The sequence below is a fragment of the Acinetobacter sp. YH01024 genome (genome assembly GCF_013420195.1).
GTDB lineage: Bacteria > Pseudomonadota > Gammaproteobacteria > Pseudomonadales > Moraxellaceae > Acinetobacter > Acinetobacter amyesii.
Map to the genome: position 1 here is coordinate 93,539 of NZ_VOYQ01000005.1, position 12,969 is coordinate 106,507.

The 12,969-nt window shown below is 40.5% G+C and carries 16 protein-coding genes; 5 read left to right on the top strand and 11 right to left on the bottom strand.

Translation table 11 applies throughout. The features are described from left to right. The first annotated feature begins 107 nt into the window (after nucleotides 1–107). From FTT88_RS04215 to FTT88_RS04225, 3 genes are all read left to right on the top strand, one after another. Nucleotides 108–299, top strand: a complete 192-nt coding sequence (locus tag FTT88_RS04215) for a hypothetical protein (RefSeq protein ID WP_180002912.1) — start codon at nucleotides 108–110, stop codon at nucleotides 297–299. 97 nt (nucleotides 300–396) lie between these two features. After that, nucleotides 397–1,350 carry a 2-hydroxyacid dehydrogenase gene (locus tag FTT88_RS04220; RefSeq protein WP_180002914.1) on the top strand — a complete coding sequence of 318 codons (954 nt, stop codon included), beginning with the start codon at nucleotides 397–399 and terminating at the stop codon, nucleotides 1,348–1,350. A 101-nt stretch (nucleotides 1,351–1,451) separates the two neighbouring features. After that, nucleotides 1,452–1,634 carry a hypothetical protein gene (locus FTT88_RS04225; protein WP_180002916.1) on the top strand — a complete coding sequence of 61 codons (183 nt, stop codon included), beginning with the start codon at nucleotides 1,452–1,454 and terminating at the stop codon, nucleotides 1,632–1,634. 287 nt (nucleotides 1,635–1,921) lie between these two features. Here the strand turns inward: FTT88_RS04225 and FTT88_RS04230 are convergent, their stop codons facing one another. From FTT88_RS04230 to glyQ, 8 genes are all read right to left on the bottom strand, one after another. Further along, a complete protein-coding gene (locus tag FTT88_RS04230) occupies nucleotides 1,922–2,431 on the bottom strand; it encodes a hypothetical protein (RefSeq protein ID WP_180002917.1) in 510 nt (169 codons plus the stop codon). 111 nt (nucleotides 2,432–2,542) lie between these two features. Beyond that, nucleotides 2,543–3,031, bottom strand: coding sequence for a hypothetical protein (locus FTT88_RS04235; RefSeq protein WP_180002970.1), 489 nt, complete (start codon nucleotides 3,029–3,031; stop codon nucleotides 2,543–2,545). A gap of 260 nt (nucleotides 3,032–3,291) precedes the next feature. Then, a complete protein-coding gene (locus FTT88_RS04240; RefSeq protein ID WP_180002919.1) occupies nucleotides 3,292–3,939 on the bottom strand; it encodes a hypothetical protein in 648 nt (215 codons plus the stop codon). Between the two features lie 352 nt (nucleotides 3,940–4,291). Further along, the gene (locus FTT88_RS04245; protein WP_078189759.1) at nucleotides 4,292–4,681 is read right to left on the bottom strand and encodes a hypothetical protein; all 390 of its coding nucleotides are present in this window, start codon (nucleotides 4,679–4,681) and stop codon (nucleotides 4,292–4,294) included. 107 nt (nucleotides 4,682–4,788) lie between these two features. Further along, complete coding sequence (locus FTT88_RS04250) at nucleotides 4,789–5,145, bottom strand: DUF3060 domain-containing protein (RefSeq protein ID WP_180002921.1); 357 nt, start codon at nucleotides 5,143–5,145, stop codon at nucleotides 4,789–4,791. Nucleotides 5,146–5,380: 235 nt separating this feature from the next. Beyond that, nucleotides 5,381–5,854 carry a hypothetical protein gene (locus FTT88_RS04255; protein ID WP_180002923.1) on the bottom strand — a complete coding sequence of 158 codons (474 nt, stop codon included), beginning with the start codon at nucleotides 5,852–5,854 and terminating at the stop codon, nucleotides 5,381–5,383. Nucleotides 5,855–5,960: 106 nt separating this feature from the next. Next, nucleotides 5,961–8,030, bottom strand: a complete 2,070-nt coding sequence (gene glyS / locus FTT88_RS04260; RefSeq protein ID WP_180002925.1) for a glycine--tRNA ligase subunit beta — start codon at nucleotides 8,028–8,030, stop codon at nucleotides 5,961–5,963. Then, complete coding sequence (gene glyQ, locus FTT88_RS04265) at nucleotides 8,030–9,013, bottom strand: glycine--tRNA ligase subunit alpha (protein WP_180002926.1); 984 nt, start codon at nucleotides 9,011–9,013, stop codon at nucleotides 8,030–8,032. The genes glyS and glyQ overlap by 1 nt, the downstream gene beginning before the upstream one ends. 313 nt (nucleotides 9,014–9,326) lie before the next feature. Between glyQ and FTT88_RS04270 the strand changes: the two genes are divergently transcribed. Next, nucleotides 9,327–9,614, top strand: coding sequence for a 2OG-Fe(II) oxygenase (locus FTT88_RS04270; protein WP_257223011.1), 288 nt, complete (start codon nucleotides 9,327–9,329; stop codon nucleotides 9,612–9,614). Between the two features lie 291 nt (nucleotides 9,615–9,905). On the opposite strand, the gene FTT88_RS04275 is transcribed toward FTT88_RS04270, so the two are convergent. Continuing rightward, a complete protein-coding gene (locus FTT88_RS04275) occupies nucleotides 9,906–10,514 on the bottom strand; it encodes an OmpA family protein (RefSeq protein WP_180002927.1) in 609 nt (202 codons plus the stop codon). Further along, entirely contained in the window at nucleotides 10,514–11,095 is a 582-nt protein-coding gene (locus FTT88_RS04280; RefSeq protein WP_180002928.1) for a hypothetical protein, read from the bottom strand. Before FTT88_RS04280 ends, FTT88_RS04275 begins: the two co-directional genes overlap by 1 nt. 275 nt (nucleotides 11,096–11,370) lie before the next feature. Here FTT88_RS04280 and FTT88_RS04285 point away from each other — a divergent pair, with 275 nt between their 5' ends. Further along, nucleotides 11,371–12,477: an HPP family protein gene (locus tag FTT88_RS04285; protein ID WP_180002929.1), complete on the top strand. Its 1,107-nt coding sequence runs from the start codon at nucleotides 11,371–11,373 to the stop codon at nucleotides 12,475–12,477. Nucleotides 12,478–12,594: 117 nt separating this feature from the next. On the opposite strand, the gene FTT88_RS04290 is transcribed toward FTT88_RS04285, so the two are convergent. Further along, nucleotides 12,595–12,852 (bottom strand): PspC domain-containing protein, encoded by a 258-nt coding sequence (locus FTT88_RS04290; protein WP_180002930.1) that lies wholly within the window; start codon nucleotides 12,850–12,852, stop codon nucleotides 12,595–12,597. Nucleotides 12,853–12,969: the final 117 nt, after the last annotated feature.

Below are 12,969 nucleotides of genomic sequence, written 5' to 3' on the forward strand. Positions count from 1 at the left end.
AAATCCAAAGCTTGCTAATTTGTAGGAAGAGATTATGATGAGAGAAAGGTAGTATAAAAAACAACCATACTGCCCAAAACATCATAAGGAATATGAGGGGTATCAGTATGCATTCAACACAGATGCTTGCTGTATTATTCATCTTAGTGCTGACCATGAGTTCAGCCTATGCACAGGGGGTTAGTTCAAGCATACTGATTTTTAGCAGCAGTATGTTGTTACTTACGATACTGACCATTTATGTCATACTCAAAATTCGAAATTCACTGCAACATCATCTCGATAAACCCGCGAAATAGCGGGTTTTTTTATATGCTGTTCGATTGCACTTTGGTGCATCACAGGTTTTAATCATCCACAATCGAATCTTTATAATCGACCAGAAGGGAAGCAGCCATGAAAGCGGTATTTCTAGATTATCAGTCTCTAGATAAACAGGACTTAGATTTTAGCGGACTAGACGCACAGTTTGATGAATTGACACTCTATCCCGCAACAACGGCTTCAGAGGTTGCCCAGCGCATACAAGGGGCTGATGTGATTATCAGCAATAAAGTACACATCAATGCTGAGCACATGCAGCTCAATCCGCAATTAAAACTGATCTTGATTTCTGCTACTGGCACCAATAACGTTGAGCTTGTACACGCACAGCAACAAGGCATCGTGGTGTGTAATTGCCAAGCTTATGGCACCGCTGCAGTCGCACAGCATACCTTGATGTTAATGTTGAACTTGGCGACATCATTTCGACAGTATGATCGGGCGGTTCAACAAGGAAATTGGCAAAAAGCGGATCAGTTCTGCTTACTGGATTTTCCAATTATTGAGTTGGCCGGTAAGACTTTGGGGATTGTCGGCTATGGCGAATTGGGGCAAGCCGTGGCACATTTGGCTAAAGCTTTTGGCATGAAAATTATGATTGGTGCGCTACCGAATCGACCTATGGTGGCTGAGCGAGTGGCCTTTTCTGAGATGCTAGCGCAGGTCGATTTTCTCAGTTTGCATTGTCCTTTAACAGAGGAAACCCGTGATTTACTCGATTATGAAAGCTTGGCTCAAATGAAAGCATCGGCCTTTGTGATCAATTGCGCACGAGGTGGTGTTGTCAATGAAACTGCATTAGCCGAGGCATTAAAATCAGGAAAGATCGCAGGTGCGGCAACCGATGTCTTGACCGTTGAGCCACCCAAGCAGGGCAATGTGTTGCTTGACCCAAGTATTCCAAATTTAATCATTACCCCACATAGTGCATGGGGCAGCGTCGATGCGCGACAACGCATTGTGCAGCAATTGGTGGAAAATGTAGAAGCCTTTAAAGCTGGGATGGTAATTCGACAGGTGAATTAAAATCGAGTTTAAGGAACATTATTTTTGAACAATGCTCCATATAAATAGGGATGTCTATGCAGGTCGATCTTGCCAATAAAAAAAGTTTAAGATTATTTTGCATGCTGATTCTCTTTACCGCATGCATCACTTGGGCATGGTACAGTTATGTACTAAATATCAGTGAAAATTATTTATTCCAGAACCCTGATTTTGAGGTTCATAAATTCATGCCGACCTTACAAGTTGTGTTGGTTTCGGTATTTTTTATTGCGCATTGCGCATTGCGTCTTAGCGCTTATTGATTTTTTAAATCGCTATTGGTATTGGGGACTATGGCTTGTTGTGGTGCCAATTATTGTGGGACAGGTCTATTTTTCTGTCTTTGGAGAGGTTGCTCATATTGATCATTTATCAGTCTGGGTTGACTATCCATTTTGCCTGTTGATGCTTATTCAAATCTGTACGGCATTGTTTGTACGTAGGCGATATCTTAAGCCAGCTGCTTAATGCTTTATTAAATAGCTAAATTTGAGTTGCTGAAATTCACGTATTCGCTAGGTAGGTCTTATCGAATACGTGAAGGTAGTTTCTAACAATTTTTCAACCATTTAGCATTGAAATGATTTTTGATCCGCTCAAATTCAAGTTCAGTCTTGATATTGTTTGGCATCATGATTTGTAAATAACTTTTTTCAAGTTTAAAAGGCTCTTTGGTATTGGGTTCAGCGTAAAAGCCACCGTTTGGATAGGTCAGATATGTTTCATAGGCACGTATAATCTGACCTTTGTGAAAATAATAACTTGTTAGGCTTTGATAGGATTCACCAAAAACATAGAGGTTTATTTTGCATTGATCATCGAGTTGATACAGTGTCGCTTCATTGCCTTCAGTCGATTTGTATTCTTCGTCATCTAGCATCTCTAAGGTTTGTAATAATTTACCTTCGGCATCATGATTATATTGGTATGAATCGTACAATTGGGGAAAAATAGTTTGCAACTGTGGATAACTTTTCAACAATTGTGGAAAACGTTGTAAGCCAATCATAGAGCCAACACAGAGCAGAATGCCAAGCAAGATACCAAATAAAATTCGCATTTTTTTCTCATTAATTCATTGTTTTTATAGGCATAGGCCAAAGACCAAAAGTATTTAATTTTGGTTTTAAAAAAGCCCAACCAAAGTTGAGCTTTTAAATGTGGTGCTAAATTATAAATCAGTCACTGGATAGGTCGTAGACGTTGAACTCGATGGATAGCTACTTTGTAGATATTGATTGTTATTTTGCCCCGCATTGTTGCTCGGAGCCGTATTGATTGTATTGCCTGAAGACGGTTCACTCAACGACTGTTGGCTAATGGGCGCAGGTTGGCTGGTTTTGCCTGTGATATTTTCACGGGTTTGCTTCAATTTTTCATTGACGTTTTGGGTGGCTTGCTGTGCGCCCTGATCAACCTGTTGCACTGTATTTTGAGTAGCAGTTTTCGTATTGTCCCAAGCTTGGTTGACCGAAGGCTTAATTTTAGAAATTCCACGTTCAGTCATTTCACCAATATTTTTAGCAGCACCGACCACGCCTTCTTGGGCTTTATAGGCCCACACATGCAATAAATTTGGATTATCGCCATAAGGGCTCACAGGTTTTTTCGCTTGTTGCTCAGTACTTTGCGCTGCCGTGTTTTCTTGTGCCCAAAGCATGGGTGTCGTGAATATTAAGCTTAGGCATAACGTTGCTTTTAATGAAATCTTCACAGCTTCACCTCTGAGTTTTATAGATTTTCTATCTGATGAATGGTTTTAACGCATTATAGGAAAAATTGCAGCGAAAAAAACTTGCCTTAGCAAAATCAATACAGCAAATGACAGCTTTGTACACGTTTGTATTTTGCATAAGGTAAAAAAGGCCCACCGAAGGGTGAGCCTACTCTCTGGAGGAGAGGGTATGAAAGCCAGTTTACTTATTTGTGAGCGCCTAAGCTGGCTTCATGTGAGCTATGGACTTCAGCTTGTGCGACAGGCGTTTGCAACTGTACATTGCTACTGCCACTCACATTGGCTTCTTGACCTTTTTGGAAATTCGCTTTGGTTTGTTGCCATTTTTCACTGGCAAATTGGCGACCTTCCTGAGCTTTTTCACCTAAATAACTCTTGGTTTGATCAACTTTGTTGTCGACATTGCTTTTACGTTCATCGAGTTTTGCTTTGTCTTTTGCAGCTTTTTCATCGAGCTGTGCTTTGCGCTCATCAAGCTTAGCTTTATTTTGCTCAGCCTTGGCATCGATCTTGGCTTTCGCTGCATCTGACTTTTCATCTTTAGACTGTTTTAGGTCAGCCCATTTATTTTTTGCATCTTGCTTTTTGTCAGCACTGAATTCTTTGGTGTCTTGCCACTTTTCTTGGGTGAATGTTTTGGTCTTATCGACGCCTTTTTCAATTTTGTCACCGGCTGTATGCGCAGACTGATTAATGTCTTGTTTTAGATTTTGCAGTACAGACGGTTGCTGTGTTTCAACTTTCGCATTGGCTTCTACTGCGGTGTTCGCAAATAGTGGGGTGCTTGCGAATAATGCTGCGGTGATCAGTGTTGTTTTAAATAAAGGTTTCATCTTTGCAATTGTCCTCTTTTATTGAACGCTGCTGTTGCACTCAGCATTTGCGCTTTTGGAGCAGAGGACATCTTAAGAGTAAAAAAAAGCAAAAAGTGGTTTTGTGCGATAAGTCACACAATGCAATAACAGCTCAGATACGCGGAAGTTTGAAGTGTGGAAACATGGTTAAGTTAATGCATTATTGTAATTTTGTGAAAATACAGTGGCTTATATGTGTTTTGAGCGTTGCTGTGGTGTGGTTCTAGTTACGATTTTCATGATTAAAAATTATGGGTTTGAACTGATTATGATTCAAGATTAAACGAAAAATGAAACCATACCTCCATTTTGGAGATATGGTTTTTATTATTTATTCACATTGTGTAAGCGCATCTTTTGCAAAATGACCGCGTAATGCAAGGAAGTTTTTCTGTACATCCGCCGCATTTAAATCAAAATTGTGCGCTGAACTTGTACCATCTTTGGCAAAGGTTGCTGTACCACCTGAAATGAGGGTTAAGCCTTTAAATGACCATTGTTCAACAGATTTTGCTTCTTCTAAATTGCCGGTAAATTCAATCACGCATTTATCTACAAATTTAGTCAGTTTTGCTTTGTTATCCGTGGTATCTGGGTAGACATCAATGTTTTGAACTTCTTGTAATACACCTGTTTCAAGTTGTGGAATCGTTGGTGCAGATGTACATGCAGAAAGTGTTAGACCCGCAAGACCAGTCAAAAGGAATGCTTTCAATTTCATAAGTTTCATTCTTGTTGAGTGTTGTTGTCTTTGAGTATAGGGAATTGGTGAATTATTGGCTATAGATTTAAGTCTTAAGCCTAAATTCAACTTCATTTACTTAATATTTAACGTTTATAGGCCGCACTTCCTGGACCAACGGCATTGATGCTGACTTGGCGTGATGGATGGGTGCTTTTTTGATAATACACTTTCGAATTTGGCCCATAAATATTGATTTTATTGACTGATTCTACATAGACTGTTGTATTTGGACCAGCAACCGTAATCATCGGGCAACTGCCTTTTAGAGTAATACGGCTATCTGGAGCAGGAATATTCACTGAGCGCCCCGCGCAATTATAACTTGCAACGGTATCGGGTGAAGAAATGATGATTTGGGAATGAGTCATTTCCGTTCCAGCATTTGCAGAAGAAATAGATAGGATCAATAATCCAAAGCTAAGTAATTTTTTATTCATCATCGGTATTTCATTTTATTTAGGTTGAGTTATTTTTAGCATGCTGAGATTTATTTGCTCAAGTCTTATTCATCTTTATTTAAAACGAGATATTGAGTGCAATGCCAGATCTTTTTCACATTGATGTATTAAGAAGTGATTTCGCTTGGTAATTTATCTAATGTTTCAAACCGTCTCATTGGATTATCAGGACGTTATTCTAAATAACCCATGAAGCCTTAGCTGGTTTATTTAGCGATTAAAGTTTTGACAAAAAGAACAACAACACAAGGCCACCCAATACTCCACCGATAATGAGCCAATCTTTCTTACGCATATCAGCAACACGAATTATTGAAAAATACAGACTGCTAAAAAATAGAAAAACAAAGACAAATAGCACGAGGGGATTATTGAATATAAATTTAGTACTGCCAAATAAAACGAAAATGGTTGTGCTCGACAACCAATACACCAAACTTAAAACAAATTTTGAAAGCGTTAAGTAACGCACAGTGCGGTCTAATCTTGGCAAACTGACCGCAACGATGACGATTCCAATAAATCCACCCAAAACAGAAATAATCAAAAAGAATAAAGCCCCCATATCTGGCTTGGTTGGAATGTATGGATAAACCTTCCAAAGGTAAAAGCTGCATGCCATCAGTACTGCATGTAAAATAAAAAGATAGAGATCTGGGCGGTAAGGATGATTGACTGTAATACTTTTCATATATTGTTCTTATTAAAAAATCCCGCTATTTCTAACAGGATTCTACCTAGATTTCAAATGGCATAAAAAACCCGCTCTAAAGCGGGTTTTTAATGAATGCTTAAACTTAGTGTTGTAACACCGAAATATCAGCCACTTTCGTGAACAAGTCACGAAGCTGTGCAAGCATACGTAAACGGTTTGCTTTCAGGTCAGCATCATCCGCCATCACCATTACACCGTCAAAGAACGCATCCACTGGCGCACGAAGTGCAGCAAGTGCAGACAATGCAGCAGTGTAGTCTTTAGCAGCAAATAACGGCTCAACTACAGGTGTGATTTTCGCAAGTTCAGCGAACAATGCTTTTTCAGCATCTTCAACCAAGTTTGCTTCAACCACAGCGCCTTCAGGTGCAGCTTCTTTTGCAAGAATGTTTGCAACACGCTTGTTGGCAGCTGCAAGTGCAGCAGCTTCAGGTAAGTCACGGAAATGATTTACCGCATTTACACGTTTATCAAAATCAAGTGGCGATTTTGGAGAAAGTGCTTGAACAGCTTGAATCACATCTACAGCCACGCCTTGGTCTTCGTATTTTGCACGGTAACGACCTTCAAGGAATGCAACTGCATCCGCCAAAGTTTTATCGTGGTCTTTCAATACATCGCCATAAGCAGCAAGTGCAAGTTTGATTAGATCTTCAATCGAAACGTCTAAATCATTTTCAGTCACAAGACGCAAAATACCAATGGCAGAACGACGTAATGCAAACGGGTCTTTAGAACCTGTAGGCGCTTGACCAATACCAAAAATACCTGTCAATGTATCTAAACGGTCAGCAAGCGCAAGCGTTGTACCGGTCTTGGTTTTTGGTAAAACGTCACCTGCAAATTTAGGTAAGTATTGTTCACCTAAAGATTCAGCGACTTCATCATTTTCGCCTTCAATACGTGCGTAGTAAGTACCGGCAATACCTTGAAGCTCAGGGAATTCACCCACCAACTCAGAGGTTAAGTCGCATTTTGCAAGGAGTGCAGCTTTTTCAGCATCTGCTGGGTTTGCACCAGTGATTGCAGAAAGTGCAACAGCCAAAGTCGCGATACGTTCAGACTTGTTCCATAGGGTGCCAAGTTCAGCTTGGAACACCATGTTTGCAAGTTTCTCTTTACGAGCTGCAAGCGGTTGCTTTTGGTCTTGTAAGAAGAAGAATTCAGCATCTGACAAACGTGGACGAACGACTTTTTCGTTACCTTCAATAATTTGAGACGGATCTTTCGACTCAATGTTTGAAACGGTAATGAAGTAAGGTTGAAGCTTATTGTCGGCATTTACTAAGCAGAAGTACTTTTGGTTGTCCTGCATCGTTGTAATCAACGCTTCTTGCGGCACAGCAAGGAAACGTTCTTCAAAGCTTGCACGAAGCGCAACTGGCCATTCAACCAATGCTGTTACTTCGTCACGTAAGTCCGCAGGGACAATCGCAATGGCATTTACTTCATCAGCCAAAGCTTTGACTTGTTGGTCGATGATGGCTTGGCGCTCTTCAAAGTTTGCAATCACTTTTGCAGTACGCAGGGCATCAAGATAAGCATCGGCATTTGCAAGTGTAATTGCTTCAGGAGCATGGAAACGGTGACCATAAGTCACGTTACCTGCTTGGTGATCCTGAATGGTTGCTTCAATTACATCACTGTCTTTCAACAAAACAACCCATTTTACAGGACGTACAAACTCAGTACGGCTGGCTGCGGAACGCATGCGTTTTGCGATAGGTAGGTTATCTAAAGCGTGTTGTAAAATTTGAGGAAGTAAAACATCAAGGCTTTGACCTTTTACATCTTTTAAGTAGCACACTTTTTCAACTTTACCTGCTTGGAAAGTTGAAACTTGATCAACCGTAATGCCTTGACCGCGCATAAAGCCTTCAAGTGCTTTAGTCGGTTTGCCATCGGCATCAAACGCTGCTTGCTTCGCAGGGCCGTCGAAACGTTTTTGAGTGTCGGCTTGCGCAGCATCGACATTCACAATTTTAAGTGCAAGGCGGCGTGGTGCTGCATAAGCTTGAATCGCATCAAATGCAAGACCTGCGTCTTTTAAACCTTTTACCGTTTCTGCATGAAGCGCATCACGTAATTTTTTTAAACTTTTTGGTGGAAGTTCTTCGCAGCCTAATTCGAACAATACTGTATGTTTAGACATTATTTGCTCTCCTTAGATTCAACTTTTGCGTCGCTTTCAACTTGTGCTTTTAACTGAGCTAATACTTCGTCACGTAAAGCAGGTTCTGCCATCGGGAAGCCAAGCTTCGCACGCGCAGCGACATAACTTTGGGCAATCGCACGAGCCAATGTACGTACACGTAAAATGTAACGTTGACGTTCAGTTACTGAAATTGCGCCACGTGCATCAAGCAAGTTAAAGCTATGCGATGCTTTAATTACTTGTTCATAGGCAGGCAGTGGAAGTTCAGCTTCCATTAAACGAGTCGCTTCAGCTTCATAGAAGTCGAATAATTCAAACATTTTTTCAACGTTGGCATATTCAAAGTTATAGGTCGATTGTTCAACTTCGTTTTGGTGGAACACGTCGCCATAAGTCACTGTACCAAACTGACCTTTAGTCCAAACCAAGTCGTAAACTGAGTCTACACCTTGGAGGTACATCGCTAGACGTTCTAGACCGTAAGTGATTTCGCCAGTTACAGGGTAGCATTCAACGCCACCGACTTGTTGGAAGTAAGTGAACTGAGTCACTTCCATACCGTTTAACCAAACTTCCCAACCTAAGCCCCATGCGCCAAGTGTTGGAGATTCCCAGTTGTCTTCCACGAAACGAATGTCGTGAACAAGGGTATCAATACCAATGGCTTTTAATGAATCTAAGTACAACTGTTGGATGTTGTCTGGGTTTGGCTTCAACACGACTTGGAACTGGTAGTAGTGTTGTAGACGATTCGGGTTCTCACCATAACGGCCATCTTTAGGACGACGAGAAGGCTGAACATAAGCCGCGTTCCAAGTTTCAGGGCCTAAAGCACGTAGGAAAGTTGCAGTGTGGAAAGTACCTGCACCCATTTCCATATCGTAAGGTTGAAGAATTACACAGCCTTGTTCAGCCCAGTAGTTTTGTAAGGCAAGAATTAAGCCTTGGAAGGTATCAATATGCGATATGGCGCGACTCATGGTCATCCACTTAAAATTAGATAAAAATTGTGCTCAATTATAAGGATTTTGGGGGTGTGTGGCAAAGGTTTCGCGTGAACAAGTGGGCTTTTAATGCCAGATAGAATAAAGGCACTGCGGGTTTTAAATGAAGCTGAGTCTTTATTGGTGAAATATGGTGGCAATAAGACAACTTCATCAGTGATACTGTTGTTAACGATGATCATGCTATAAAAATACAATGAAATTTAGGAATAATAAAATTATTCAAAGACTTATGGGTTCGAAGTGGTTGCGTTGGTAAAAAGGAAGACAGCATTCGGGTTGTGACAAAATGTTGTTATTACAAAACCATTTAGGACTTAAATGTGATGCCTATTTTCTTCGTTTTCCTGTGGGTTCAATGATTCCACCACGTCAAGACTCTGTACAATATGGGCAGCATTTTAGGTTGAATATCGTGATTAAAAAATCGAAAGCAGGTGGTGAATTTATATGTGAGCGAAGCATCATTGATTTACCAAGAGTTAAATTATTTAGACCAGATTTGTATCGGCATGAAGTGACTGAGGTGCAAGGCAGCTCATGCTATGTATTAAGTATCGGATGCGTAATCGATTAAATTTGATAGATAAAATCAATATCTTTTAAGAAAATTCAGCCTGTAATTTTCAAAAAAATCCCAAATAACCAACAGGGTAATCGGTCTTTTATAACGTCTTTTGCAACTTAGGTGGCTTGGTACAGCATACGAAAATCGAATAAAAAATATCGCCGCTCAATGAACGTTTGCTATATGACTTTGGCGCGTCTATCGTTTAGAGATATTCTCAAAAAAAGAATCAAAATTCACCACTAAAAATTTAGTCGTAAAATAAAAAATGAGTCGTTTAGACTCATTTTTATCAAGGCTTTATGACTCAGATAAGCTTTTGGTTTTATTAATTACAATTTCAACCCGTCGATTTTTCTGACGACCTTCAGGATTGTCCTCACCATTAGATAGGGTATTCGGTTTAAGCGGCTGACTTTCTCCCATCCCGCTGATTTGATAATTTAAATCAATACCTTGGGCTTTAAAATAATCACGCACCGCTTCAGCCCGTTGTAACGACAGTTTTTGGTTGGCGGCATCTGAACCAATATTATCGGTATGGCCGACAATGGCAATAATGCCTTTACCTTTGCTTTTTAAGGTCTGGGCTGCTTGCTGCAACTCAGGTTCAGCTTCGGGTTTTAAATTGGCTTTGCCAAAATCAAACAGCACATCCGAACTTAAATTCACCTGAATATTAAATTCATTATGATTGGCACTTAAATCTGAACCGACAGCCGATAAATTACTGGCTTCTGCCTGAGGTTGACTTGGTTCAGATGACTTCGGCTGCTGTTCTGGCACAGTCTGAGAGTTGTCTATTTCCGTGACGTTCTGTTCAGTCTGAGTAGGCGGTGGATCAGTTTTGGAATCTACACATCCTGCAATCAATAAGCTCAAACTTGCGCTATACAGTAATGTTCTCATTAGCGTTCAACCGGTATGCCGTCAAAAGAACCTGCATTACCTAAATTGATGCTAATGGTCTTGGTGCTTTCAGGCGGCGCAGGGAATTTAAAGGTGAGTAAAATAGGTTCATAACTGGCTTTTTGGATAGCTTTATTTGTTGCATTTAAAGGTGCTGCCATCCAAATGCCAGCATCATCTTGCAGCAGTCCTACTTTTTTGGCTGTGTCATCATCAATATAATTGGTTTGTTCCAAATTGATGGATGTGCTCATAAATTCAGTGTTTCCATTTGGGGCAGGGTTAGGTTGAGCTATCACTTTTACGGTTAAAATTCTTCCAATCACCTTGACGCTTTGTAAACCTAAAGTGCCTTTACTCATGGGGATTTCAGCTAAAGTGGGTTGAGGCGCTGGTGCTTCAACTTGTGGTGCTGGTTCTCGAATAAGATCATCCCCATTTTTTGCAGTTTCAGCTGGGGCCATTTCTTGAGGTGTATTATCATTGGCTGGCGGATTGGCTTGTTGAGGTTCTTTGGAGCAGGCCGATAAACCCAAGCCAAGCATACAGAGGGCACACATTGCGAAGATATTTTTATTCATTCAGAACATCCTTTTTTCAAATATTTTTATAGGTCTTTTGACTATAGGGAATTTTAAACAGCTAGCCTGTCTAGGTTTTGTTGTAAAACGTTAATGAAATAAGAGAGATGAGCAGGTGATTGACTCGTGAGCATTATTCAGTTCTTTCGGCTTTAATTTGGATTAGATATTGTTCAGTAGAAAATTTTATAAGATAAAGGTATAAAATAAATACATCTTATAAGAGACTTCGTTTTATAATCGCCCATCTGTTCGAATAATCAATCAGGCATATCGTGTTTCACGCAAAATCAGCTTGGCTTAATACACTTAAACCCAACTTTAAAGTTTTACCATTAAAAGACCGCATCCTGTGTGGGGTAGGTGCTTTGCTGGGCCTGAGTATTTCTTCACTGATCAGTTGGCTGGCGCTAGATGACTTAAATGCGTGGTATATCGCCCCGATGGGCGCATCGTCCGTACTGCTCTTTGCTGTACCTGCCAGCCCATTGGCACAGCCGTGGAATATGGTAGTCGGTAATAGTCTTGCGGCCTTGATTGGCGTGACGTGTGCGATGTTTATTCCTAATTTAACCGAAGCATTTAGTATCGCAGTTGCATTAGCGATTATCTTAATGATGACCACGGACTCATTGCATCCACCGAGTGGGGCAGTAGCGATTACCGCGGTATTGGGCGGCGAGGCTGTCCATGATTTAGGCTACGCCTTTCTTTTTTATCCAGTCCTTTTAAATTCGGTCCTCTTGATGGTGGTTGCTATTATTTATAACCGATTACTAGGTAAGCAGTATCCACAAAAATCACAAGTTAATACACGGACGACAGATCCAACACCGACACAAAAAGTGTCGATTCAACCTGCGGATATTCAGCAAGTCTTAGAACAGCAAAGTCAGTTACTCGATATCAGTGAATACGACCTACAAAAAATCATTTTAGAAGCACAGCAGTTAGCTAGTCGTCGTGGTCTAAGCCAGTTTCATTGTCGTGATCTCATGAGCCAGCAAGTGATTAGCTTGCGTGCAGAAGATGATATTCAGTCAGCGTTGGAAAAGTTTAAACAAGTCAATTTGATGAGTTTGCCTGTGGTGAGTGATTTGGATCGCTTGGTGGGAAATTTGGCTTTATATGATGTAGTGGAATGGTTTAAGCGTGCCGCAGACCCCAAAGCCAGTTGGGAAAATCACGTTTATCAAATTATGAATCCCAAAGTGGTGACCGTGCAGCCGGATCAGCCGATTGAAGACTTGGTGCCATATTTTGTGGAAAGATCTTTTAATTATATTCCAGTCGTTGAGCAAAAACGGTTGGTGGGAATGATTAGCCGTGCCGATATGATTGCCGCGTTATATCAACAGTTAAATCAGCAAACAAAATCTTAAGCCTTAAACTTTAGTTAAATTCATCAGACTTAAATATGGCTTTGCCAATATGTAGACAAAAAAAAGCTACGGAATCTTGGGGGAGAAACCGTAGCGACCAAACTGGGTCAAGGGATTTTAACGTCTGTCATCATTCACAGTACGAATCGGGTCTGAATAGCCATTGGTACGGAAAAAGTTATCTTGTGCTTTAGGCATGACTAACCATAAAACCAAGTACACCAAAATACCGGGAAAGGCTGCGCTTAAGCATGATACAAAGATAAAAATAATACGCAGTAAATTTGCGTTCCAACCAAAACGTTCAGCAATACCCCCCATCACACCAGCAATCATGTTAGAGTGGTTTGAGCGATATAAACCAACATTGGCCATTCAGGTCTCCTTAAAAAAATAGAATAAATTTGAATATTTCCAAATTCATATTATAGAAATGGTGACAAGCTTTACGATTTAAAGGGTGCAGAAAAAAAATTAAGTAAAGTTATGTAA

Excerpts from the sequence above, each read along its gene's own strand:
- FTT88_RS04290 (WP_180002930.1), bottom strand. The coding sequence starts at position 12,852 with ATGGCCAATGTTGGTTTATATCGCTCAAACCACTCTAACATGATTGCT.
- FTT88_RS04240 (WP_180002919.1), bottom strand. The coding sequence starts at position 3,939 with ATGAAACCTTTATTTAAAACAACACTGATCACCGCAGCATTATTCGCA.
- FTT88_RS04245 (WP_078189759.1), bottom strand. The coding sequence starts at position 4,681 with ATGAAATTGAAAGCATTCCTTTTGACTGGTCTTGCGGGTCTAACACTT.
- glyS (WP_180002925.1), bottom strand. The coding sequence starts at position 8,030 with ATGTCTAAACATACAGTATTGTTCGAATTAGGCTGCGAAGAACTTCCA.
- FTT88_RS04235 (WP_180002970.1), bottom strand. The coding sequence starts at position 3,031 with ATGCTTTGGGCACAAGAAAACACGGCAGCGCAAAGTACTGAGCAACAA.
- FTT88_RS04280 (WP_180002928.1), bottom strand. The coding sequence starts at position 11,095 with ATGAATAAAAATATCTTCGCAATGTGTGCCCTCTGTATGCTTGGCTTG.
- FTT88_RS04230 (WP_180002917.1), bottom strand. The coding sequence starts at position 2,431 with ATGCGAATTTTATTTGGTATCTTGCTTGGCATTCTGCTCTGTGTTGGC.
- glyQ (WP_180002926.1), bottom strand. The coding sequence starts at position 9,013 with ATGAGTCGCGCCATATCGCATATTGATACCTTCCAAGGCTTAATTCTT.
- FTT88_RS04225 (WP_180002916.1), top strand. The coding sequence starts at position 1,452 with ATGCTGATTCTCTTTACCGCATGCATCACTTGGGCATGGTACAGTTAT.
- FTT88_RS04250 (WP_180002921.1), bottom strand. The coding sequence starts at position 5,145 with ATGATGAATAAAAAATTACTTAGCTTTGGATTATTGATCCTATCTATT.
- FTT88_RS04215 (WP_180002912.1), top strand. The coding sequence starts at position 108 with ATGCATTCAACACAGATGCTTGCTGTATTATTCATCTTAGTGCTGACC.
- FTT88_RS04270 (WP_257223011.1), top strand. The coding sequence starts at position 9,327 with ATGTTGTTATTACAAAACCATTTAGGACTTAAATGTGATGCCTATTTT.
- FTT88_RS04255 (WP_180002923.1), bottom strand. The coding sequence starts at position 5,854 with ATGAAAAGTATTACAGTCAATCATCCTTACCGCCCAGATCTCTATCTT.
- FTT88_RS04275 (WP_180002927.1), bottom strand. The coding sequence starts at position 10,514 with ATGAGAACATTACTGTATAGCGCAAGTTTGAGCTTATTGATTGCAGGA.
- FTT88_RS04220 (WP_180002914.1), top strand. The coding sequence starts at position 397 with ATGAAAGCGGTATTTCTAGATTATCAGTCTCTAGATAAACAGGACTTA.